A 23,578-nucleotide genomic window follows, 5' to 3' on the forward strand; every position below is an offset into this window, starting at 1 on the left:
TTTGTATTATAAATTCTGCCAAATGAACAAAAAAGTAATCCTAATGATTTTGGATGGATGGGGAAAATCTCCAGACCCAAAAGTTTCTGCAATTGATAATGCTAACACGCCATTTATAGATAGTTTATATACAAAATACCCTAATGCGCAATTACGTACAGACGGATTACATGTTGGATTACCTGAAGGTCAAATGGGTAATAGTGAAGTTGGACATATGAATTTAGGAGCAGGCCGAATTGTATACCAAGATTTAGCTAAGATTAATTTAGCTTTAGAAAAAGACACATTAAAAGATGAAAAAGTCTTAGTAGATGCGCTTAACTATGCTAAAACTAACAACAAAAACGTACACTTTTTAGGATTATTAAGTAATGGTGGTGTACATGCACATACTAGTCATTTAAAAGGGTTTATCGATGCAGCTAATAAAGCAGATGTCAACTCATATATACATGCTTTTACAGATGGACGTGATGTTGACCCTAAATCTGGCAAAGGATATGTTGAAGATTTAGAAGATTATATTGCTGGAACAAAAACAAAAATGGCGACAATTACAGGTCGTTATTATGCAATGGATAGAGACAAACGTTGGGAACGTGTCCAATTGGCTTATGACGCATTAGTCAATAGTGTTGGAACAAAAACCGATGATGCAACCGCTACAATCCAAGCTAATTATGATGCAGATATTACAGACGAGTTTATTAAGCCATTAATACTTACAGAAAATAATAAACCTGTTGCTAAGATTGAAAAAGATGATGTTATTATATTTTTTAATTTTAGAACAGATAGAGGTCGTGAGTTAACAGAAATGTTAAACCAAAAAGACTTTCCAGAATACAACACAAAAAAACTAGACCTTTATTATGTTACCATCACCAATTATAGTGATGATTATAAAAATGTAAAAGTCATTTTTAATAAAGATAATATAACTGAAACCTTAGGTGAAGTTTTAGAAAAAAACAACAAAACACAAATTAGAATTGCTGAAACAGAAAAGTATCCACATGTTACTTTTTTCTTTTCAGGAGGACAAGAAACACCATTTAAAGGTGAAAGTCGAATTCTAAAAAATTCGCCTAAAGTAGCAACTTATGACTTAAAACCAGAAATGTCTGCTTTTGAATTAACTGATGCTTTAGTACCAGAATTAGAAAAAGAAACGACGGATTTTGTATGTCTAAACTTTGCTAATGGAGACATGGTAGGTCATACTGGATCCATGCCAGCAGCTATAAAAGCTTGTGAAGCTGTAGATACTTGTGTTGAAAAAGTAGTCACAACTGCTTTAAAACATGGTTACACTACATTATTAATTGCAGATCATGGAAACTGCGAAACCATGATGAATCCTGATGGTTCACCACACACAGCCCATACTACAAATCCAGTTCCAGTTATTTTAATTGACAATGATTTAAAAACCATAAAAGATGGTGTTTTAGGTGATATGGCTCCAACAATTTTAAAATTAATGGGAGTTGAGCAACCAAAAGCAATGACTTGCAAGAGTTTGGTTTAAAATTGTATTTTTGTATACAATTTAATTTAAATGAATATCTCTAAAGGACTTATAATTGCAGTAGATTTTGATGGTACAATCGTTGAAGATGCCTATCCAGGAATTGGAGACCCACGTTTATTTGCTTTTGAAACCCTAAAACGTTTACAAACAGATGGTCATAGATTAATTCTCTGGACTTATAGACATGGAAAAAAACTAGACGAAGCAGTTACTTTTTGCAAGGAAAATGGAATCAACTTTTATGCAGTTAACCAAAGCTTTCCAGAAGAGACTTTTAATAATGATGTCAGCAGAAAAATCCATGCAGACCTTTTTATTGACGATCGTAATATTGGTGGAATATTAGGTTGGGGAGAAATCTACCAAATGTTAACCAAAGAAACACCTCAACTACCAAAAGCAAAGAAAAAAGGTTGGTTTAAATTCTAATTATTATTTACAACCTATTAATTCAAAATATTGTTTATCGACATTTTCTCTATGATCTGGATGTGCAATATTAACTAAAGCCTTTACACGCTCTTTTATTGTTTTTCCATATAAATTAGCCACACCATATTCTGTAACTACATAATGCACATGAGAACGGGTTGTTACAACACCAGCTCCAGGTTTTAAAGCAGGAACAATTCTACTAATACCTTTTTTAGTAACAGATGGTAACGCAATAATTGCTTTTCCTCCCTCACTTAAAGAAGCACCTCTAATAAAATCCATTTGTCCTCCTACACCAGAATACATATGACCACCTATTGAGTCTGCACAAACTTGACCTGTAAGATCAACTTCAATTGCAGAGTTAATTGCAACCATTTTAGGATTTTGCTTAATAATTGATACATCATTAGTATAATTTGATGCTCTCATTTCTACAAAAGGATTATCGTCTACATAGTCGTATAAGCGTTGTGACCCAATTAAAAAAGTAGATAATGCACGTCCTCTATTTATAGCTTTAAAGTTTCCGTTAATCACATCGTTTAAAATTAAATCGATGACACCATCCGAAAACATTTCAGTATGTAATCCTAAATTTTTATGATTTGTCAATCTAGTTAATACAGCATTTGGAATACTACCAATTCCCATTTGCAAGGTACTTTCATCTTCAATTAAATTAGCTGCAAAATCTCCTATTTTATTTTCAATATCTGAAGGTTTAACCATATCATGACCAGGAAGTGGTTGGTGGCTTTCAACAAACGTATTAATCTCTGACACGTGGATAATACCTGCTCCATGTGTTCTAGGCATAAATTTATTAACCTGAGCAATAACAACTTTTGCATTATCTATTGCTGCTAAAGTAGCTTCAACAGACACACCTAAAGAACAATATCCATGTCTATCTGGAACAGATACATGTATAAAAGCAATATCAAGATTAATAATATGTCTTTTAAACAATAAAGGTAATTCACTTAAAAAAACTGGAGTATAAGACCCATTTCCAGCCTTTAAAGTATGTCGTACATTTTTTCCTATAAAAAATGAATTGACATGAAAACTATCACTTAATTCAGGGTTTGCATAAGGCGCTTCTCCTTCTGTATGTAAGTGACATACTTCTACATGTCTTAGCTCCTCGTGCCTTTTAGACATTGCTTGTATTAAAGATTGAGGTGCTGCTGCTGCTGCTTGAATATACACACGATCATTAGACTTTATAAGTTTTACAGCTTCTTCTGCACTTACTGGTGAAAACATAATTATTAAATTTTAGATAGCAAAATTACTATTTAACATCACTCTAAAACCTGCTAAATGTCATATTTCTTAAAGAAAAAAGCTGTTTTTTTTAAGTATATTTGCACATATTTTTTTAACCATGATTATAGTAAAAACAAAAGAAGAAATAGAATTAATGCGTGAAGCTGCATTAGTTGTTTCTAAAACATTAGGCGAAATTGCTAAAGTAGTAAAACCTGGAGTTACCACTTTAGAATTAGATAAATTAGCAGAAGAATGTATTAGAGATCAAGGTGCAATTCCTGGATTTTTAGGATTATATGATTTCCCAAATACATTGTGTATGAGTCCTAATTCTCAAGTAGTGCATGGTATACCTAATAATACGCCATTAGTAGAAGGAGATATTATTTCTATTGACTGTGGATCTATTAAAAATGGTTTTTATGGTGATCATGCTTATACTTTTGCTGTTGGTGAAATAGATCCTGAAACCGAAAAACTACTTCAGGTGACTAAAGAATCTTTATACGTTGGTATAAAAGAATTGAAAGTTGGTAATCGTGTTGGTGATGTTGGTTATGCTATTCAAAAATATTGCGAAGATCATGGTTATGGTGTTGTTAGAGAGTTGGTAGGACATGGATTAGGTCGTGTCATGCATGAAGATCCAGAAATGCCAAATTATGGAAAACGTGGACGTGGTAAGAAATTTATTGAAGGTATGGTTGTAGCAATTGAACCTATGATAAATCTTGGAACAAAAAACATCAAACAACATAGAGACGGTTGGACTATTACAACACAAGATGGTAAACCAAGTGCACACTTTGAACATGATGTTGCAATCGTTGATGGCAAACCTGAAATCTTATCGACTTTTGCTTATATATATGAAGCTTTAGGCATTGAAAGTAATGAGGAGGATGAATTTAGACAAAAAGCATTAGTGCTTTAAACTTTTACTCAGAGATTCACAGAGTTTTAGAGAAAATATACAGAGAATTATTCGATTCAATTTAAAAAATGAGTTACAATAAGATTACCGAAAATATTATTGGCTGTGCTATTGAAGTACATCGTAATCTTGGTCCAGGATTATTAGAATCAGCTTATCAAGAATGTTTATTATATGAATTAAAAAAACTAGGTTATTCTGTTAAAAAAGAAATTATTCAACCAATTACATACAAAGACATAACTTTAGATCATGGTTATAGAATTGATTTATTAGTTGAAAATCAAATTGTGATTGAATTAAAAACAGTAGAAAAATTTACCGAAGTACATTCTGCTCAAATACTTACTTACATGAAATTAGGAGATTACCCAATTGGTTTACTTCTTAATTTCAAAACTAAACTACTAAAAAACGGAATTAAAAGATTTATCAATACAAACGAGTAAAACAACTGAGTAAGCTCTTTGCGAAGCTTTGTGTTTCTCTGTAAATCTCGGTGTAATAATAATGAAAAAACTATTCAAATTAATATTAAATACTATCCCAAGACCTTTATTAATTAGGTTAAGCTATGTTGCACGACCAATTTTAGCTTTTTTTTTAAAAGGAAATACATATACAGATCCAATAGATGGCAAAAGCTTTAAAAGGTTTTTATCCTATGGTTATGGTACACAGCGTGATAATGTTTTATCTCCTTCTACCTTATCTTTAGAACGACATAGACTGCTTTGGTTGTATCTTAAAAATGAAACCACTTTCTTTTCTGCTGAAAAAAAAGTACTTCATTTTGCACCAGAACAATGCTTTTTAAAACGCTTTAGAGCACTAGATAATTTAGAGTATACCACTACAGATTTATTATCACCAATTGCAGATGTAAAGGCTGATATTTGCGACCTTCCGTTTGAAGACAATAGTTATGATATTATTTTATGCAATCATGTTTTAGAACATATTCCTGACGATACTAAAGCCATGCAAGAATTATTTCGTGTTATGAAACCAGGTGGTTATGGTGTGTTTCAAATCCCTCAGGATTTAAATAGACAGACTACATTTGAAGATAATACAATTACTGACAAAAAAGAACGAGCTAAAATATTTGGACAGTATGACCATGTACGTGTTTATGGTCATGACTACTTTAATAAACTAAGAGACATTGGGTTTATGGTTAATGAAGTAGATTATACTGCAACACTATCTGCTGAAGAAACAAAAAAATACTGTTTAGCAAAAGGCGAAATTATTCCAGTAGTTTATAAATAATAAGTATAAAAACAACACTAATGACTCAACAAATAATTATTGCTACAGCAGCTTTATTTGGAATGCTATCTGTAATTTTTGGCGCTTTTGGTGCACATGCCTTAAAGAAGGTTTTATCTAAAGATCAATTACACAGCTTTGAGGTTGGTGTTAAATACCAAATGTATCACGCTATTGTATTATTAATTTTAGGTTTTAACTCTCAAAATATTACGCCTGCAATATATTGGTGTTTTACAGTAGGAATTATACTATTTTCTTTTAGTATTTATGGTTTAGTTTTATCTGATGCTAAAGGAAAGAAACTTCGTTTTTTAGGACCAGTTACTCCTATTGGAGGTTTGTTATTAGTTATTGGTTGGCTACTGTTACTAATTAATGTGTTTTAGACTATTTATATAAAAAAGAAAAAGAGAAGCCAATATTGACTTCCCTAATTCAGGATTGATTAATAGCCTCTTTAATATTTTTAGTCCATTTCTTTTAGATAAATTAAGTGTAATTAAAAAAATTACTAATACTATTAGTTTATACTAATAGTATTACCGCAACCAGAATTTTTACTATAAACACGCCTACCATTACCTCTATAACTAGTGCTGCCACCAGACTTAGAAACTGTTTGCAAATGTGCATCATAATCGCAATCCCAACTCGCTGTACTTCCTGCACTAATTTTTGTACCTCTGTTACGGCTACCACTTTTACTAACATAAATATCACTTCTAGAGTTATTACGTAATGTCACTATGTTTTGTGCTTTCGCGCCTTGATAATTACTTTCATTAAGTCTCTTTCTTCTCTCTAAATCTTTATGCTTTGGAGTTGCTCTAACAGAATCGTTATATCTTTTAGCTTCTGCCCATTCTGCATCTCTTGCAGTCTTTTCCGCATTTTTAGATTCTTTTTTTGCTACTACTTCTTCTTCTTTAGCTTTTAAAATTTTATTGTCAGATTGTTTTTGCGTTGCTGTTCTATTATCTTGTTTTGTTTTCATTGCAATAAGATAATCTGTAATCATTTTATCTAAATTTTGACTTTGTAAAGTTTTATGTTCTTTACCGTAATCAATTTCTGGTTTTGCAACCTTACCACTTCCACGACTTGTAAACATCTTAACCATTTGCAGTGAAGACATTTTTGGTTTTTTTTGTGTTTTATTAGACGCTATACCTACATTAATATAAACACAACTCACACCATTGTAAGATGTACCATCTTGAGATATATTTTTTATATAAAATACGTAGTCACCTATAGCAACAAGAGCATTGTTATTACTTTTGTTTTTAATATAACTTTCAAAAGGATAACCTACACATTGATAATTAGCATCTACTGCATTACCTCCATTTATATAGTCGCCTTTGTTTCTTCCTAAATCTGCAATAGCTGATATAGCGTAACCTTCTCCTGTAGGCAAATGCTTTAGTTTAAACTTTACAACACTTCCTCTATCTGTTATATCATAAAGTCCATCACCATCTGCATCTATTACACTTTTGTACTCTTGGTAATGATCTGTAGTAGAAATGTTGCTAAATAAATTGTTTTGTGCAATGGTTACTGTTGAAACTAATAATACTATTACTAAAATTGTTTTTTTCATTTTGAAATTGTTTGTTGTTATTAATAAAGTGTAGAATTCCAATAAGACACTCGTTTATTATTTAGTGAATTTTTAAATTATGGTTTTGGACTTGTTTAAAAAACCTCGTAAGTAAAATACTTACGAGATTTAAACAAACAAACTACTTTTACCTTTTCAAGAATTTTTTTGTAAAAATGCTTCCGTTTTCTGCTTCAATTTCAATTAAATACAGTCCGTTTGCTAAGTTTGTTGTTGTTATACTTTTAAAAGTTGTTTCTAGAACCTTTGTTCCAAATACTGAATAGATTGTAGCTCGTTTTAAATTACTATTCATTTTAATATTTAAAAGAGTAGTAGTTGGATTTGGGTATAGTTTTATATCGTTTTCATTTAACTCAAAAACATCTGTACTTAAAGCTGAAGAGTATTCGTAAGCTCCTATATCTACAGTTGGACCAAAAACACGTTGATTTCCTAACAGATCATTTGTTCCTATTACATAGCTATTATCTCCAGAATCTATTGCTGGCGAGCTTCCTTGTAAAGTAAAATCGGTTGTACTTGTAAATATTGGGTCTGCTGTAATGCTATTATTTGAAGAAGTAATACTACTATCATTAAAATTTAAAGCATCTAAAGAATTAGAAACTGTTAAAGATGTTACAGGTATTTCAAATTGATCTGAGATTGCTTTTGTGGTAACACCTCCTGTTGTTGTATTGTTCCAAAAAATACAATTACTAACTTGGGCATTATAATTATAGGTTATAGTAGTAGAATTAAATTTACTAATTGCAACTGTTGCTCTATTAGTTGCATTTAAAGAAGAGCCTGTTCCTAAATCTACATTATTTACGTAAGTATTATTTACTAAATTTAATGAAACATCAATACCACTACTACCTGTTGTTCTAAACCAAGAAGCGCTTCCACTTAAACCAGTAGCTGTTGTTGTATTTAGATCTGAAACTAAATTTGCTTCAAACAAGCAATTAATTATATTAATATCTGCTGAAGTATTAGATCTTGTTACGCTATAAATTGCAGATCCAGCTCGAGACATATTGTTTATAAACTTACAATTTTCTACAACTAACTCTGCTCTAGAACTACTTCCTACAACAAATAATTCTGCTAACAAACCAGAATTTTCATTTCTACTTACATTATCTTTAATTGTACAATTAACAAGTTTTAGTTTATTTATTTGATTAAACTTAACAATCGCTCCTCCTTTTTCTGTAGCGTTTAAATTATTATGTGCATCACTAAAAGTTAAACCATCTAATAATAAATTTTCACCACCATTTAATACTTTTAATACATGATAGCTATTATCTGTATTTCTGGTTGAATTAGAATAATTACTTGGAAAATCTGAAAGATTAACATCGTTACCAAGTAAATCTCCTGAGAATATTGTCTCGTTAGTATTTAATACTCGATCTGCTAATTGGGTTTCATTGCCTTCAAAACCACCATAAATGCTAACATTAGGTTTGTTGATATCAAAAGAAATTGTCCTATCATTAGCATGAGGTTTATAAACACCTGCAGCTACCCAAACTTCTTGATTATCGACAACAGAAAGAACTCTTTGTAAATCTGTAAAACCATTAGCCCAACTATTACCAATTCCTGTTCCTGTTGCATTTTTATTTACATATAAGCGACTTAAAGAACTAAAATATTCTTTATATAACTCTTTTACTTCGGTTGTTGTTATGTCTCTATTGTAAACTCTAATATTATCTATAAAGCTAAAATTTGAATTTGTAGATTCAGATAATGATATCGTGTGATTAAATGTGGGATTTGAAGATATTGAACTGTTTAAAAATGAATCACCTCCATTTGTATAATCCACTCCAGTTGCAACTTGTATATTATCAACATATAACTTATTTAAATATCCATAAGACACATAACCTGGTTCTTGTTTTTTTTCTGCTGTAAAAGCAATATGATGCCAAGTATTATCTGCTATTACTTGCGTTTCTATAACAACTTCTTTAAAGTCTGTACCTCCATTTGTAAATTTTGAACGAAGTCTAATTTTACCATCTATCAATTGTACTCTCCAACCATATGGTCCAAAACCACTGTCTCCATATTGTTCTATTATTTTTTTAACATAACCATTATTATTCACTGTTTTTATCCAAAAACTGACAGAAACATTATAACGATCTCCTCGAGAATCGCCATTAAAATTATCGGTAACAAATTGTATAGCATTACCTGCTTGATCTAATGGATCATTTACAAAACTGCTTGTTGTACCTGTTTGTACTAAATCATTAGTTCCAGGATTAGCGTTATTTATTAAACTTCCATTTGTAAAAAGATATTCTGCCACTAAATCTGTTGTTGGGATTTGAGCAAAAGTGTAACTACTAGTTATAAGTAGCATTAAAAGTAATCGTGTTTTCATTATAAATAGTTTTATTTGTTTGTTTACCACAAAACTATCTTGAAAGGCACTTTCACCTCATTCAAAAGCTAACTATTTAAACCATAAAACAACTATTTGATTCAAAATCTAACTATTTGGTTCAAAACCGGTTTTTGAACAAATAAATGTCTTAAAAAAGATATATTTACAGAGCTAAGCGTATAATAAAAAAAACAGATTTTTTTATGATTAAACTTTTTATGAAAAAAAAATATGAAAGTATAATTAGTCTAGGTACTAAAAACAGTTATCCAAATAGCCAAAATAAAAAAATACGTTTATTAAACACTTATTGTTTAATTTGGGGACAGATAGTTCTATTTTTCTATTCTTTAGAAATGATAGTTGGTTTGGTAACAGAAACTATAAAACAACGTACGATTACTTTCGATTTTTTTAATTTAAATCCCTTTTTTACTTATGTTTTTATAATCAGTTCGTTAATCTCAATACTTTTTCTTAATAAATATTTTCATTTTAAATGGGCACGTTTCATGTTCATTAGCACTCTTATTATTGTTAATATCTATGCTTCGCTTATTACAACACCTGGTTGTTATATTGAATACTATTTTGTATTAATTTCTCCTATTGCAATTACTCTTTTTGAAAAAAAAATTACATCCTATTTTTTTCTAGCAATAAGTTTCTTGTGCTTTTTAACTCCATATTATTTTTATGTTGTTTATCCACCAGATTATATAGATAGATTAATAATTCTGGAGACAGCTTGTGTTTTTTTAGTGATACATCTCTTGTTAAATTATTTTAAAGCAAATAATTTAAAATTCGAAACACTTTTAGAGTTAGAAAGAGACAAAGTACTTTCAGACAAAATGATACTTGAAAAACAAGAATCAGAATTGCGTGAATTGAGCGAATTTAAATCTCATTTTTTTATAAATCTATCTCATGAAATTCGCACACCTTTAACACTAATTCAAGGCTATACCAACCAACTAGAGTTAAAAAAATCTGATACAGAGAACACTCAAAAAGTAGATATTATAAAAGAACAATGCCAGCAAATGCAAAATATTATTAATAATATTATGGATTTAAGTAAAATGGAAAGCAAACACTTTAAACTGATTAGTACTGATGTTGAAATAGGCTCTTTTTTAGAAAAACATTTTGTTAACTTTCAAAGTCTATTCAGTAAAAAAAATATAAAATTCACATTTAACAACAATACTTTAAAAACTACTATTTTAATAGATCAAGAATTATTTTCTAAAGCCATTACAAACTTGCTTAGCAATGCTTTAAAATTTACACCTACAAACGGAACTGTTTCTATTAACACTTCTTTTAGTAATGAAGGTCTTAAAATTAATGTTATAGATACTGGAATTGGAATTCAAAAAGAAGACAACCAAACTATTTTTAAACGTTTTTACCAAGTAAAAAATGATATCACCAAGAGCCAGGGTAGTGGCATTGGATTAGCTTTCACTAAAAGCATAGTTAATGCGCATGAGTTTTCTATTGATGTAGAAAGCAGCTTTGGTAAAGGCTCTTGCTTTTCTATTTACATTCCTAATATTTATGTAAAAACTATTACAGATAAAACATTAAACACTGTTATTACTCCCAAAACAAACATAATAGAAAACCTACCTAAAGTTACATTCAAAAAAAATAATAAAACAATACTTTTAGTCGAGGATCATAAACAAATGAGGGACTACCTAAAAAAGATTTTAAATAATTACACGATTACTGAAGCTAAAAATGGGAAAGAAGCTCTTGACATTATTAAAGACAATAGTTTCGATTTAATTTTAACAGACTATATGATGCCTGTAATGGATGGAGAATCTTTAGTAAAACAACTAAAAAAGGAACAAAACAAAACACCTATTATCGTGCTTACTGCACGCTCGGACCAACAAGGAAAACTATCGATGTTGCGTTTAGGTATTGATGGCTATTTACAAAAACCTTTTATGGAAGAAGAACTTTTAATGAATGTTAAAAACTCAATATCTCTTTATAAAAATGTAAAGGAATTTGACAAAGTTAATACCCCTGAAGAGGTTAAAAACTTAAATGTATATGCCGATAAATTTAATACTAAAATAACAACTTATATTAACAACAACATAAATTCACCTTTATTAACAGTAGATAATATAGCAGAATATATGGCTGTTTCTAGAAGTACACTTAACAGAAAAGTTAAGAGTATATTGGGTCAAACTGTTAATCAGTTAATACAAGAAGCGCGTTTAGAAAAAGCACGAAATTTAAGAGCAGAAGATCCTTTTGCTACTAAAAAACAAATTGCAGAAGCTGTTGGTATTACAAATACTACTTATTTATTTGAAAAGCTAAAAGAGCGTTATGGTATTTAAGATTAATAGCTTTTTATAAACACTTTTTAAAAAGAAAAAGAGAAGCCAACTAGGACTTCCCTTCTTCAGGATTGATTAATAGCCTCTTTATTTAATCTATCATTTTTGATAGCTTAATAGTCTTTCCGCAATGATTAGATTCAATTTTAAAAATAACATCACCTTTTTTTCCTTTGTTAGCCCAACTTACTTCTTTACCTACATTACAACCAATACTTGTGCTTGATCCTTTGTTTAAAGACACAAAACCGGTTCCTGTATAAATACTTACTTTTTCTTTTGTGTCGTTTATAAGTTTAAAATTACTTCCAAACACTACTTCTTTTTTGACTTGAGTTACTTCTGAAACATTTTTACCTTCAGAAAAAATCATCATGGTTAACATGCTAAATGTTACTAATAATACTTTCATAATTATCTGTTTTTAAAATTAATAAGTTTAATAAAAAGCCAAAATAATATTTCTATTACTTCAGCTTTTCTGACATTGATTAATAGCGATATCAATGCTTTATAAATCGTTTTGTTATAAAATTCCCTTTAGTTGTTTCAACTTTTAGTAAATAAATACCCAAAGCTAAATTTGACACATCCACACTTTTATTTTTACCAACTAAAACTTGTTGTCCTTGGACATTATATATTTCTATATTTTTAATATCGTCTTGGATTTTAATATTAAGAATACTTGACGTAGGATTTGGATAGATTGTAAATTCATTATTAGATTCAAAATCTTCAACTCCTAAAGTTGCTCCATGCTCATAAGTTCCTAAATCTACAATTGTATTATGTATTCTTTGGTTACCTAATAAATCTGTTGTAACTCCTGCTGGTATTTTAGTATTATCTCCAGAATCTATTGCAGGAGAACCTGTTTGTAAAGTAAAATCATTATTAGTGCTATCTGTAAATAACGGATTAGAGTTACTAGTGTTTGTTAAGTAAGTTAAATTTGAAAATGCATCTTCGTCTATAGAATTATTTACAAAAGTGAGGTTAGGCATAGAAACATGACCTTGATTAACAGCTACAGTAGTTGCTCCTCCAGTACCTTCATTATTATAAAAAATGCTATTATTTATTGTGGCATTGTGTGTACTACTTCCATCTGTACGTCTTGCCAAACTTAAAGCTCCTCTTTGCGAGCCTGATTGTGTACCAATATCTGTATTGTTTGCAAAAGTACAATTGGTGATTGTTGTTGTTAAGTTTGAAGATGTACCATTTGCTCTTATCCATGCTGCACTTCCAGTATATCCTTTATAAGAAGAACTTCTATCTTTAGAAATATTATTTGTAAATAACGAATTTGTAATATCTACTGTTGCTGTTTGATTATTTCCAGTTAAAACATATAATCCTGATGCGTATCTAGCATTATTATTATCGAATACACAGTTTTCGATAGTTAGTGAACCTCCTAAGTTAAATCGTGTTGAAACAACACCAATAGTGTAGGCATAATTATCCTTTACAGTACAGTTCTTCATTGTAAAACTAGTGACAGCATAATTTTTAAAGATAGCAGCTCCTTCTCCTCCTGTAGTGTTTTCATAATGTGCATCAGAAACAATTAAACCATCCAACGTTATATTTTCACCATTAATAGTTACTACATTTTTACTATTATCTAGTCTATTAAAGCCATTTTGTCCAACACCTGTATCGTTTCCATTTAAATCTCCAGATAAAATTGTTGGATTTGCACTAATATTTCTTTCTGAAGCTAAAGTTTCTGTTCCATCAAATCCACCTAATACTTGTAGATTATCTTGACCGAAAGCAAATGACGTATTTCTATTTGAAACATCAGGTGTATATGTTCCAGCAGCAACCCAAATTTCGGTAGTATTAGTCCCTAAATTATTTAAAGCATTTATTAAACTAGTGTAAGCATTTACCCAAGAAGAACCATCTGAAGTTCCGGTAGCATTAGCATCTACATACATTTTTTCTAAATTTACTAATGGAGGAACTGTATACATTTTTACCGAAGCCTTTCCTCCATCTAAGTACAAAACATACATATTCCCATCAATAGGATTCATTTCCATTTTTACGAAAAAGTTAGAAATACCACTATTTAATCCAATTGCTGGTATTGTAGACCAAACACTTGTGTTTTTATTATAGTATTCAAAAATCATATTCTCTGTTGTATCGTCTGCGTACATTAAATATAGTTTATCATCTGTACTACTTTTCCTAAACTGAACTATATCATTAGCAGCAGAAGCATATTTAATTAAGGTTGTTCCATTATAAACCATAATTTGATCTACAGAAGATTGATAAACATCATTAAAAGAGGCAAGATAATTTTCGCCAACAATACCAGATATATTTTTTAATGTTTTACCTTGAGTTGCTGTACCTGTAGTATAATCCCATGAAGTCGAAGCTGCTCCAACAGCTTTTCTTCCTGCTTGACTACTATTATAATTATCTTCCCAACTTAAATAATATTGGTCCCAATCTGCAAAATCATAACGATGATCTCCATTATATTGGTTATTTGTATGAATTAAATTCTCAGTAAAAATTGTTTGTACACCACCATAAGTTTCTTCTACAATAGTTAATTTTTGATCTGTACGTCTACCTGAAACTCTAATATCTCCTGCAGGATTTGTCTGTATTTGTAACCTATGATCAGATAAGGCAGTTCCAAATGTCACATTATTTATCACAGGTGTCCAATACGTTCCATTACGCCTAAACGCATACATTGCGTTATTAGATGTACTTCTAAAAGCTACAATTGGTTGATTATCTGATAGTCTAATAGTAATAGCAATGTTAGCTGCAGAAACTGTAGAAACAGCTGTAGATCCAACATTTACCCAACTTGTTCCATTAAATTTTTTTACATGCACATTACTTGTTGTAGGATTTATGTAAGCCATATATGGTGAACCTGCATTATCAAATGCTATTGCTCCATCACTTGCAAAGTCTGTAAATTGAGTTGCACCAACTTGATTCCAAGTTTGAGCAAAAGTTATACTACTTGCAAAAAGCAGTAATAAAAGTAGTTTTGTTTTCATAATATAAATTGATTAATAGTATGAAACAAAGATGCAATAGAAGTAAGGTGTTTTAAGAGGTTGTTTTCTGAAACCTAGGTTTCAGTTTCTAAAGCGTTTAAATATTTTGAACTATAGTTAAAAACTCGTCTTTTTTATCGTTAGATATAGACACTGTTTTATCGTTTTCCATAACAATATAACCTCCATCTTTTTTAATATATTCTTTTATATAGGATAGATTTATAAGGTGAGATCGATGTGGTCTATAAAACGTATTTATTTTTTGAAGTATTTCAACAAAGAATTTTAATGGCTTGCTTACTAAAATAGTTCCATCCTTAATAGTGGAAACATTGGTATACATTCCATCTGCTTCAAGCATTATAATATCGTTAAAGTTTACAAACTTAATTCCATTAGCGTTTGGCAAGCCTATTTTTTTGAAGTTAGAATCCTGTAAGCTAGATTTTAATTCAGTAAGACGTTGGTTAATTTGAGTATTTCCTAAAAAAGCAACAGCTTTGTCTACTGCTTCTTTTACTTGACTAGGTCTAATAGGTTTTAACAAATAATCTATTGCAGATAGTTGAAAGGCTTGAATAGCATATTCGCTATAAGCTGTTGTGAAAATTATTTCGAAATTATGAACCTCTTTTTCTATAAAATTTAATATTTCCAAACCAGAATGTTCAGGCATTTCAATATCTAAAAAAACAATACTTGGCTGCTCTTGCTTTATTAATTCTACTCCAGAAAGTAAATCTGAAGCTTCAAATATTTGAGTGATTTTTGGACAATTTTCTTCTACTAATATATGAAGTACTTGTCTTGCTTTTTTCTCGTCGTCTATTATTAATGCCTTCATATTACTTATTTAAAATTGGAATTTTTAAAACCACTTTAGTTCCTGTGCCTTGATCATTTTCTTTTAAATCTATAATCTTTACACCTATTTTATTTTCTAGACCATAGTTTAATAAATCTAATCGTTCTGTAGTTGCCTTTAAAGCGAAAGATTTATGTTGTCCTTCTCTTTTTTTGTTTATCTCTCTAGATTTTTCTCTACCAATACCATTGTCTTCAATAATACATTCTATTGTTTTTTCTGAAATTTTAGAAATAGAAACATTAAGTTTTCTGTCACCTTTTTTATGAAGCAAACCATGTTTTAATGCGTTTTCTACATAAGGTTGAATTAGCATTGTAGGAATGTTAATCATTTCAGAATTTGCTTTCTCATCAACTTGAAATCCATAACTTAATTGCTCTTCAAAACGTAGTTTTTCTAATTCTAAATATAAGTTTAGATTATGGACTTCGTCTGGAATTGAAATAAATCCTGTATCGCTAAAATGAAGATAGTTACGTATTAAATCTGCAAACTTTCCTAAATAATCACTTGCTAAATTTTTCTGATTTAAAACAATATAATCTTGAATAGAGTTTAGAGCATTAAAAATAAAGTGTGGGTTCATTTGTGCTTTTAAAGCTTTTAATTCTGAATCTTTGTATTGTTTTTCTATCGTTAAACGTTTTTGGGTTTCTTGAAGCTCTAAAGCAATTAATTCTGCTTTCTTTTTTGCTTTAACTCTACTAAAATAGAATAATGAAGATAGTAATATCAAACCTGCAATAAGTGCTGATCCTAAAAACAGATTTCTATTTTTATCACTTTCTAATTTTGTTATAGCTACTTGTTGTTCTGCAATTTCTTTTTCTTTTTTAACTTTCTCAGTTTCGTATTTAGTCTGCATTTCTTCCATTACCGAAACTTTTTCTTTAGAAAAAATACTGTCTTTTACTTTATAATATTCCTCTAAATATTTACTTGAATTTAAATAGTCTTTTTTTCTTTTATAATAATCGCTTTGTTCTAAATAAGTACGACTTAGGCTTTTAAAATTATTCTGTGCTTTATAAATTTTTATAGTTTCATTATTAGCTGATATCGCTTCATCTACTCTTCCTGTATTAGCATAAGCAACAGCTAATTCTAAATTAGTATGAGCAATGTTTGATTCTTGATTGTTTTTTTTAAAGAAAACTAAAGATTGATTTAAATAATTTATTGCAGACTTATAATTTTTTCTTTTATTTTCTATCACGCCTAATGATGAGTTTGCAATAGCGATTCCTGTTTCAAAATTGACAGATTCAGCAATTTGTTTTGTTGCTAAATAATGTACTTCTGCATCATTATATTTTTCAGCTTCAAGATATGCTGTAGCCAAATAAAAGTGAACTTGTGCTAGCATATTTTTATTTGGATGCTTTTTTAATAATTTAAGATTTTCTAATTGAATCTCTATTGCTTTATTAGGTTTTTCAAGATGATTATATATCCTTGCAATACTACTATTGGTATAAATCAACCCATCAAAATCTTGAATACTATCTTGTATTTTTTTTGAAATTAAAGCAAGTTTCAAAGCTTTATCATAACTACCAGATTGTACATAGAAAGATGTTTTATTTGAATACGAGTCTGATAAACCTTGAATGTAATTTAGTTCTTTACTAATTTCTATTGCTTCATTTAATAACGCTTCATTTTTAGAAATATCACGAGTAGCATAGTATTTAGTTAATTGATTTAGCAGATTAACTCTTATCGTATCTCTCACCTTGTGTGCCTCTACAATGCTTATTACACTATCTAGCTCTTTATCTTGGGAAAATCCAAATTGTATATGTAAGCAAAAAACTATAAGGAATAAAGTATATTTCATAAGCTCTAAAAAGTAAACCAAATATCATTTAATCAATGATATTATTTATGATTAAACTTCTAAAAGTTAGTTTTGAGCTTCTAAGATAGAAAAAACAAACTATTCTGAAAATCCATTAAAGCTAAGTTGCTCTAATTCTTTTTTATCATTTTCAAAAATCAAATAGGCTTTTAACTCTGGATGTTTAGACATAAAATAATCTACTTTATCTAAACCCATAGCCTGAAATGCTGTAGCATAACCATCTGCCATCATACAGTTTTCTGCAATTACAGACACACCTAAAATATTAGTTTTTGTAGGATATCCAGTCTTTGTGTCAATAATATGTGCATATCTATTACCATTTGGGTCTACTTTAAATTTACGATAGGTACCAGAAGTAGCCATAGCTTGATCTTTTAAAACAAGTGTTTTATTATAACTTTGTGACCCATCAAAATTTGGGTTTTCTATACCAATGGTTCATCCTTTATTTTTCTTTAAATGTGTTCCTTTAGCACGTAACTCTCCACCAATATCTACAATGTAGTTGTCTATATTTTTAGACTCTAAAAACTCTGCAATTACATCTACTCCATATCCTTTTGCAATAGCATTAAAATCTATAAAAGATGTTTCTGGTTTTTTAATTGTATTATTTATTAGTCCAACACGATTTAATCCAACAAAACGCTTTAAGCTATCTACTTTTATACTATCTAAAGGTGTTTTGCTTTTTTCTGATCCAAAATTCCAAGCATTTACTAATCGTCCAATAGTAGGATCAAAAACACCTTCCGTTTCTCTATAAATCTGCTTTGCTGCTTTAAAAACCGTTTTAAAATGATCATCAACCTCTACAACTTCATTTCTATTTAATTTTGAAATATCTGAATTTGCCTGATAGTTAGACAATGATTTATTAATTACATAAAACAAGCTATCAAACTGTTTTTGGTAATTACTACTATCTAAATCATAATATTGTATAGTATAACTAGTCCCAAAAACAGGTCCTGAAATGATTGTTAATTTGGGCTCTTTTTTACAAGAAAAAATAGCCAAAAACAAAAATAGTAACGCTACTTTTTTCATGTTAGTTTAAGTTGGTTTCAATTAATTGTATTCCGTTATATTCAATCAAATACTCTTCGTTTAAAAAAACAGGTAATTGCTCTCCATTTGGATTTGCCAAACCCACTCCAGCATATAACACTTTAGAATTATGTTTCCTGGCATGCTCTTTAAATGATTCCATCCAAACAATATCATAATTATTAGCGTTTTCTGGTAACAGAACAGCTTTTACAATGACAAAAAAGTGTTGTTTATTTTTGTCCATACATACAAATTGTGGATGTTTTTTAAGCTTACTATTTATTGCTATAAACTCAAAACCACGTGCTTCAAGATCTTTACCAACATGGTTCATTGCAAGGTTATGTAACTCTTGTTTTGTAAGTGCTTTACTCATAGCACAAAAATAAGACTTATTTCGCTTTTGCGGAAAGAAAGCCACCTATTCTAATTACTTAAACCTAGCAAATTCTGAATTATAGAATGTGTAATTTGAAACTGGAATAACTTCATTTAACTTTAAATCATACCAAGGAGACAACTTAGAGTCTTCTAAGTTTTTTACCAAATGTACTGTTTGAGCTGGTGTATTACCTTGAAATAATAAGAATATTTTTTCGCCTTTATCATTCACAGCTTCATCGCCTAACATTACAATATGTCCAGGAGTACCACCTTTAATTAGCATATCTCCTAGTTTTAAATTTTTAATAGTTGTGATATGATCTAACTCATTATAAAGGGACAAAGTCCCAGAATACATATAGATAAGATTCAAATATTTATAAAAATTGTCCTTAGTATGATTAGCTGTTGCTGTTTTACTAAAGCTTACTTTATTACCTTTTATTTTTGGTCTATAACCATTAGCATATTTTGTCCAAGAACAATAGTGTCCAGAAGTAAAATTAAAGCCAATTTCTGCCTTTCTATTATTATCCCAAAGATATTCGCTTCTAATTCTAATTAATGCGTCTGCACATTGTTGTAATCCGTTTTTAGGAACAGGTATATCTAAAATACCAATATGTCCTTGTTGCCAGTAATATTCTGAGTCATCATAATTTATAATTTTACTTCCAAAAGGTTTTAATTTATAATGTCTAAGATACTCTTGAAACGATCCTTTTGGATATTCCACACGCTTATAACCTTTTGGTACATTAACACGTGTAGCTATTGTTAAACTGTCTTTATCAATATTATTAACCGTTTTAGTTATTGCATTTACAAAATGTCTTATTGGCTTTGATTTTAATTGATATGCTAATAATAGAATTGTTATTATAACAAAAAAAGTAAGTAAAAATTTTCTCATATTAATTGATAACGAAAAACCCAATACTTTCGTATTGGGTTTTTAAATATTAGGTTATTTTTAAGATAACTTGCTTTTGCAGGAATTTTATCCTCCAAAGTCATCAAATCTTATGTTCTCATCGTCAATTCCAAAATCTTCTCCCATTTTCTGAACCGCTTGGTTCATTAATGGTGGTCCACAGAAATATAATTCGATATCTTCTGGAGCTTCATGTTTAGATAAATATTGGTCGATTACTACTTGGTGAATAAATCCTGTAAATCCATCTCCAGCCTCGTCATTAATATCAGTTTTAAGTTGCCAATTATCAGCTTCAGTTGGATCTGATAATGCAATAAAGAATTTAAAGTTTGGAAAATCTTTTTCTAAAGCTCTAAAGTAATGTATGTAGAATAATTCTGCTTTAGATCGTCCACCATACCAATACGTTACTTTACGTCCTGTTTTTAATGTTCTAAACAGCTCATATAAATGTGATCGCATTGGAGCCATACCTGCTCCTCCACCAACGTATAACATTTCTGCTTCAGACTCGTTAATAAAGAACTCTCCATAAGGTCCAGAAATAGTTACTTTATCTCCAACTTTTTGATTAAATATATAAGATGATGCAATTCCTGGATTAACATCCATCCATCCACCTTTTGCTCTATCAAAAGGAGGTGTAGCGACACGTACATTTAACATAATCCTTCTACCTTCTGCTGGATAAGAAGCCATAGAGTATGCTCTTTCAACCAACTCAGTATTTTTCATGACTAAAGGTCTTAGTCCAAACTTGTCCCAATCTGCTTCAAATTTGTCAGGTTCTCCTGGATGATCTTCTGGGTGAGCAGAAATATCCATGTCTGAATACTTAACTTCAATCTCAGGAATTTCAATTTGTATATATCCTCCAGCTTTATAATTCATATCCTCAGGAATTTCTACTACAAACTCCTTAATAAATGTAGCTACGTTATAGTTTGATACTACTGTTGCTTCCCACTTTTTAATTCCAAATACTTCTTCTGGAATAGTAATTTCCATGTCTTGTTTTACCTTTACCTGACAAGATAAACGTGCTCCATGAGCTAATTCTTTTCTTGAAAAATGAGGTGTTTCTGTTGGTAAGGCTTCTCCTCCTCCAGATAATACGTGACACTCACATTGTATACATGTTCCACCACCACCACAAGCAGATGGTAAAAATATTTTGTTTCCTCCTAAGGTTGATAATAAAGTACCACCTGAAGCGACTTCAATTTCTCTTTCACCATTAATCATGATCTTTACTGGACCTGATGGTGATAATTTTTGTTTTACAAATAATAACAATCCAACTAGTACTAATGTAATTAGTAAAAACGCTGTTACAGTTGCTATTACGGTTCCTAATGTTCCTGCTGCTAAAATCATATTACTTAATTACTTTAGTATTGTTAGCGATTTCTTTTTTGTCTTCAACATTAGTTTTAATAACTTCTGCTGTAGTTTCTTTTTTAGGTGCTTCTTCTTCGTCTCCTCCAGTTAACATACCTCCAAAACTTAAAAACCCAATTCCCATTAAACCAGTAATGATAAATGTAATTCCTAAACCTCTTAATGGTGCAGGCACATTACTATATCTAATTTTTTCACGAATTGCTGCAATTGCTAAAATGGCTAAAAACCAACCTATTCCTGAAGACACTCCATAATTAAATGCTAATCCTAAAGTTTCAATCTCTCTAGATTGCATAAATAAAGATCCTCCTAAAATGGCACAGTTTACTGCAATTAATGGTAAGAATATACCTAATGAGTTATATAATGATGGTGAAAATTTCTCTACCACTATCTCTACTAATTGTACCATTGTTGCAATGGTTGCAATAAACATGATAAATGATAAGAAACTTAAATCATAATCTGCATACTCTTCTCCTAACCAAGATAAAGCTCCTGGTTGTAATATATATTGGTCTAATAACCAGTTTAAAGGTACTGTAATTGCTAATACAAATATTACTGCTGCACCTAAACCTACTGCTGTTGCTACTTTTTTAGATACTGCTAGGTAAGAGCACATTCCAAGGAATACTGCAAATACCATGTTATCTATAAAAATCGATTTGAAAAATAATTCTATATGTTCCATCATGTTTTCTAGTCTTCGATTAATGCTTTGTTTCTACTACGTTGTACCCAAATAATTAGTCCAACAATTATTAAAGCCATAGGTGGCATTAACATAAATCCATTGTTTTCGTAACCAAATCCATACACTCCTGTTTTTTCGATTGGATCTCCTAAAACAGGAATCCCGAATAAGGTTCCTGATCCTAACAGTTCTCTGAAAAATCCAACAATGATAAGAATTACTGCATATCCTAATGCGTTACCTATACCATCAAGGAAAGATCTCCAAGGTTTGTTTGCTAATGCAAATGCCTCAAAACGTCCCATGATAATACAGTTAGTAATAATTAATCCAACAAATACTGATAGTGTTTTACTTAGCTCGTAAGCAAATGCTTTTAGTACTTGATCTACTATAATTACTAAAGCTGCAACTACAATAAGCTGCACGATAATTCTAATTTTTGAAGGAATAATGTTTCTCATTAAAGAGATTACAACGTTTCCTATACCTAATACAAATAATACAGCAATTCCCATTACTAATGAAGCCTTAAGCTCTGCAGTAATAGCTAGAGCAGAACAAATACCTAATACTTGAATAGTAATTGGGTTATTATCTGCTAAAGGGTCTGTGATTAACTTTGCGTCTTTTTTTGAAAGTAGTCCCATAATTAGTTTCCTTTTAATTTATTAAAGTAAGGTAAATACAATTTTAAATCTTTCTTTATCATTGCAGATACACCATCTCCTGTAATTGTTGCTCCAGCTAAAGCGTCAACTTCGTTGTCGTCTTTAGTTAAGTTTTTAGGATCGTTATTTCCTTTTGCAACTGTAATTCCTTTAAAAGATCCATTATCGGCAAATAATTTTTCGCCAGTAAAATCGTCCATAAAGTAACGTTGCTTAATATTTGCTCCTAAACCTGGTGTTTCTCCTTTGTGGTCAAAAAATGCACCTTGAACAACCATATTTTTATCTAAAGCTACATAACCCCAAATAGCATCCCAAAGTCCTTTTCCTCTAATTGGTGTGATGTAAAATGTTTGTCCATCTTTTTCACCAATAAATAAAGGTAAACGTCTTGTTCCTCCATTTTTAGCTGCTGCTTGTTCTTTTTTAATATCTATTAAATAAGCTTCATTATCTTCAGTAAAAGCACCATTTGAATCTACTACTAATTGCTTAGTGATATATTTAAAGAATTCTACCGAAGCTTTAGGTTTTTTCTCATCAGAACCATCCTCATTTTTCACTTCTACAAGTTCTTTAGACACAAAAGTAATATCTCCTGTTCCTTCGTTACCATTAATTCCCATAGCATACAGTATATTCTGTTGCTTTTCTATTCTTTTATTTTCTGCAATTCTTTCACTTAAGGATGATGCTGTAAAGGCTAATAAAGACCCAACAACTAACACCATCGCTATAGCAAATAGTATTGTGTACGAATTTTTTTCTGTGTTAACTGCCAT

At 30.2% G+C, this 23,578-nt stretch carries 20 protein-coding genes and 1 pseudogene; 7 read left to right on the forward strand and 14 right to left on the reverse strand.

What is annotated here, in order from left to right:
* Positions 1 to 22: 22 nt before the first annotated feature.
* Positions 23 to 1,534 (forward strand): 2,3-bisphosphoglycerate-independent phosphoglycerate mutase, encoded by a 1,512-nt coding sequence (gene gpmI, locus SJY17_RS01065; RefSeq protein ID WP_397363592.1) that lies wholly within the window; start codon positions 23 to 25, stop codon positions 1,532 to 1,534.
* Positions 1,535 to 1,564: 30 nt separating this feature from the next.
* Entirely contained in the window at positions 1,565 to 1,966 is a 402-nt protein-coding gene (locus SJY17_RS01070) for a BT0820 family HAD-type phosphatase (RefSeq protein ID WP_397363593.1), read from the forward strand.
* Positions 1,967 to 1,969: 3 nt separating this feature from the next.
* Here SJY17_RS01070 and SJY17_RS01075 read toward each other — a convergent pair whose 3' ends face one another.
* Positions 1,970 to 3,244 (reverse strand): acetyl-CoA hydrolase/transferase family protein, encoded by a 1,275-nt coding sequence (locus SJY17_RS01075; RefSeq protein ID WP_397363594.1) that lies wholly within the window; start codon positions 3,242 to 3,244, stop codon positions 1,970 to 1,972.
* A gap of 121 nt (positions 3,245 to 3,365) precedes the next feature.
* On the opposite strand from SJY17_RS01075, the gene map reads away from it, so the two are divergent.
* The 4 genes from map (at position 3,366) to SJY17_RS01095 (ending at position 5,848) form a co-directional block, all read left to right on the forward strand.
* Positions 3,366 to 4,184: a type I methionyl aminopeptidase gene (gene map, locus SJY17_RS01080; protein WP_397363596.1), complete on the forward strand. Its 819-nt coding sequence runs from the start codon at positions 3,366 to 3,368 to the stop codon at positions 4,182 to 4,184.
* 68 nt (positions 4,185 to 4,252) lie between these two features.
* A complete protein-coding gene (locus SJY17_RS01085; protein WP_397363597.1) occupies positions 4,253 to 4,633 on the forward strand; it encodes a GxxExxY protein in 381 nt (126 codons plus the stop codon).
* Positions 4,634 to 4,694: 61 nt separating this feature from the next.
* A complete protein-coding gene (locus tag SJY17_RS01090; protein WP_397363598.1) occupies positions 4,695 to 5,459 on the forward strand; it encodes a class I SAM-dependent methyltransferase in 765 nt (254 codons plus the stop codon).
* Positions 5,460 to 5,479: 20 nt separating this feature from the next.
* Entirely contained in the window at positions 5,480 to 5,848 is a 369-nt protein-coding gene (locus tag SJY17_RS01095) for a DUF423 domain-containing protein (RefSeq protein WP_397363599.1), read from the forward strand.
* 134 nt (positions 5,849 to 5,982) lie between these two features.
* Here SJY17_RS01095 and SJY17_RS01100 read toward each other — a convergent pair whose 3' ends face one another.
* Positions 5,983 to 7,068 carry a hypothetical protein gene (locus tag SJY17_RS01100; protein WP_397363600.1) on the reverse strand — a complete coding sequence of 362 codons (1,086 nt, stop codon included), beginning with the start codon at positions 7,066 to 7,068 and terminating at the stop codon, positions 5,983 to 5,985.
* Positions 7,069 to 7,216: 148 nt separating this feature from the next.
* The gene (locus SJY17_RS01105; RefSeq protein ID WP_397363601.1) at positions 7,217 to 9,484 is read right to left on the reverse strand and encodes a choice-of-anchor Q domain-containing protein; all 2,268 of its coding nucleotides are present in this window, start codon (positions 9,482 to 9,484) and stop codon (positions 7,217 to 7,219) included.
* Positions 9,485 to 9,705: 221 nt separating this feature from the next.
* On the opposite strand from SJY17_RS01105, the gene SJY17_RS01110 reads away from it, so the two are divergent.
* On the forward strand, positions 9,706 to 11,862 hold the full coding sequence (locus SJY17_RS01110) for a response regulator (protein ID WP_397363602.1): 2,157 nt from the start codon (positions 9,706 to 9,708) through the stop codon (positions 11,860 to 11,862).
* Positions 11,863 to 11,953: 91 nt separating this feature from the next.
* Here SJY17_RS01110 and SJY17_RS01115 read toward each other — a convergent pair whose 3' ends face one another.
* From SJY17_RS01115 to SJY17_RS01165, 11 genes and pseudogenes are all read right to left on the reverse strand, one after another.
* Positions 11,954 to 12,274: a hypothetical protein gene (locus SJY17_RS01115; protein ID WP_397363603.1), complete on the reverse strand. Its 321-nt coding sequence runs from the start codon at positions 12,272 to 12,274 to the stop codon at positions 11,954 to 11,956.
* A 91-nt stretch (positions 12,275 to 12,365) separates the two neighbouring features.
* Positions 12,366 to 14,912, reverse strand: a complete 2,547-nt coding sequence (locus SJY17_RS01120; RefSeq protein WP_397363604.1) for a T9SS type A sorting domain-containing protein — start codon at positions 14,910 to 14,912, stop codon at positions 12,366 to 12,368.
* A 97-nt stretch (positions 14,913 to 15,009) separates the two neighbouring features.
* Positions 15,010 to 15,759 (reverse strand): LytR/AlgR family response regulator transcription factor, encoded by a 750-nt coding sequence (locus tag SJY17_RS01125; RefSeq protein ID WP_397363605.1) that lies wholly within the window; start codon positions 15,757 to 15,759, stop codon positions 15,010 to 15,012.
* 1 nt (position 15,760) lies between these two features.
* Entirely contained in the window at positions 15,761 to 17,623 is a 1,863-nt protein-coding gene (locus tag SJY17_RS01130; protein WP_397363606.1) for a histidine kinase, read from the reverse strand.
* A gap of 99 nt (positions 17,624 to 17,722) precedes the next feature.
* A pseudogene (locus SJY17_RS01135) lies at positions 17,723 to 18,700 on the reverse strand (FAD:protein FMN transferase).
* A 1-nt stretch (position 18,701) separates the two neighbouring features.
* A complete protein-coding gene (locus tag SJY17_RS01140) occupies positions 18,702 to 19,079 on the reverse strand; it encodes a Na(+)-translocating NADH-quinone reductase subunit F (RefSeq protein WP_397363607.1) in 378 nt (125 codons plus the stop codon).
* Between the two features lie 54 nt (positions 19,080 to 19,133).
* Positions 19,134 to 20,000, reverse strand: a complete 867-nt coding sequence (locus SJY17_RS01145) for a DUF4846 domain-containing protein (protein ID WP_397363608.1) — start codon at positions 19,998 to 20,000, stop codon at positions 19,134 to 19,136.
* Between the two features lie 87 nt (positions 20,001 to 20,087).
* Complete coding sequence (gene nqrF, locus SJY17_RS01150) at positions 20,088 to 21,401, reverse strand: NADH:ubiquinone reductase (Na(+)-transporting) subunit F (RefSeq protein WP_397363609.1); 1,314 nt, start codon at positions 21,399 to 21,401, stop codon at positions 20,088 to 20,090.
* A 1-nt stretch (position 21,402) separates the two neighbouring features.
* Positions 21,403 to 22,125, reverse strand: a complete 723-nt coding sequence (nqrE, locus tag SJY17_RS01155) for an NADH:ubiquinone reductase (Na(+)-transporting) subunit E (protein ID WP_397363611.1) — start codon at positions 22,123 to 22,125, stop codon at positions 21,403 to 21,405.
* A 5-nt stretch (positions 22,126 to 22,130) separates the two neighbouring features.
* The gene (locus SJY17_RS01160) at positions 22,131 to 22,775 is read right to left on the reverse strand and encodes an NADH:ubiquinone reductase (Na(+)-transporting) subunit D (protein ID WP_397363612.1); all 645 of its coding nucleotides are present in this window, start codon (positions 22,773 to 22,775) and stop codon (positions 22,131 to 22,133) included.
* 2 nt (positions 22,776 to 22,777) lie between these two features.
* Positions 22,778 to 23,578: a Na(+)-translocating NADH-quinone reductase subunit C gene (locus tag SJY17_RS01165; RefSeq protein WP_397363613.1), complete on the reverse strand. Its 801-nt coding sequence runs from the start codon at positions 23,576 to 23,578 to the stop codon at positions 22,778 to 22,780.

This window comes from Olleya sp. R77988, from assembly GCF_044594215.1.
Classification (GTDB): Bacteria; Bacteroidota; Bacteroidia; order Flavobacteriales; family Flavobacteriaceae; genus Olleya.

Coding starts and splice junctions, on each gene's coding strand:
- gpmI (WP_397363592.1), top strand. CDS start 23: ATGAACAAAAAAGTAATCCTAATGATTTTGGATGGATGGGGAAAATCT.
- SJY17_RS01070 (WP_397363593.1), top strand. CDS start 1,565: ATGAATATCTCTAAAGGACTTATAATTGCAGTAGATTTTGATGGTACA.
- SJY17_RS01075 (WP_397363594.1), bottom strand. CDS start 3,244: ATGTTTTCACCAGTAAGTGCAGAAGAAGCTGTAAAACTTATAAAGTCT.
- map (WP_397363596.1), top strand. CDS start 3,366: ATGATTATAGTAAAAACAAAAGAAGAAATAGAATTAATGCGTGAAGCT.
- SJY17_RS01085 (WP_397363597.1), top strand. CDS start 4,253: ATGAGTTACAATAAGATTACCGAAAATATTATTGGCTGTGCTATTGAA.
- SJY17_RS01090 (WP_397363598.1), top strand. CDS start 4,695: ATGAAAAAACTATTCAAATTAATATTAAATACTATCCCAAGACCTTTA.
- SJY17_RS01095 (WP_397363599.1), top strand. CDS start 5,480: ATGACTCAACAAATAATTATTGCTACAGCAGCTTTATTTGGAATGCTA.
- SJY17_RS01100 (WP_397363600.1), bottom strand. CDS start 7,068: ATGAAAAAAACAATTTTAGTAATAGTATTATTAGTTTCAACAGTAACC.
- SJY17_RS01105 (WP_397363601.1), bottom strand. CDS start 9,484: ATGAAAACACGATTACTTTTAATGCTACTTATAACTAGTAGTTACACT.
- SJY17_RS01110 (WP_397363602.1), top strand. CDS start 9,706: ATGAAAAAAAAATATGAAAGTATAATTAGTCTAGGTACTAAAAACAGT.
- SJY17_RS01115 (WP_397363603.1), bottom strand. CDS start 12,274: ATGAAAGTATTATTAGTAACATTTAGCATGTTAACCATGATGATTTTT.
- SJY17_RS01120 (WP_397363604.1), bottom strand. CDS start 14,912: ATGAAAACAAAACTACTTTTATTACTGCTTTTTGCAAGTAGTATAACT.
- SJY17_RS01125 (WP_397363605.1), bottom strand. CDS start 15,759: ATGAAGGCATTAATAATAGACGACGAGAAAAAAGCAAGACAAGTACTT.
- SJY17_RS01130 (WP_397363606.1), bottom strand. CDS start 17,623: ATGAAATATACTTTATTCCTTATAGTTTTTTGCTTACATATACAATTT.
- SJY17_RS01140 (WP_397363607.1), bottom strand. CDS start 19,079: ATGAGTAAAGCACTTACAAAACAAGAGTTACATAACCTTGCAATGAAC.
- SJY17_RS01145 (WP_397363608.1), bottom strand. CDS start 20,000: ATGAGAAAATTTTTACTTACTTTTTTTGTTATAATAACAATTCTATTA.
- nqrF (WP_397363609.1), bottom strand. CDS start 21,401: ATGATTTTAGCAGCAGGAACATTAGGAACCGTAATAGCAACTGTAACA.
- nqrE (WP_397363611.1), bottom strand. CDS start 22,125: ATGATGGAACATATAGAATTATTTTTCAAATCGATTTTTATAGATAAC.
- SJY17_RS01160 (WP_397363612.1), bottom strand. CDS start 22,775: ATGGGACTACTTTCAAAAAAAGACGCAAAGTTAATCACAGACCCTTTA.
- SJY17_RS01165 (WP_397363613.1), bottom strand. CDS start 23,578: ATGGCAGTTAACACAGAAAAAAATTCGTACACAATACTATTTGCTATA.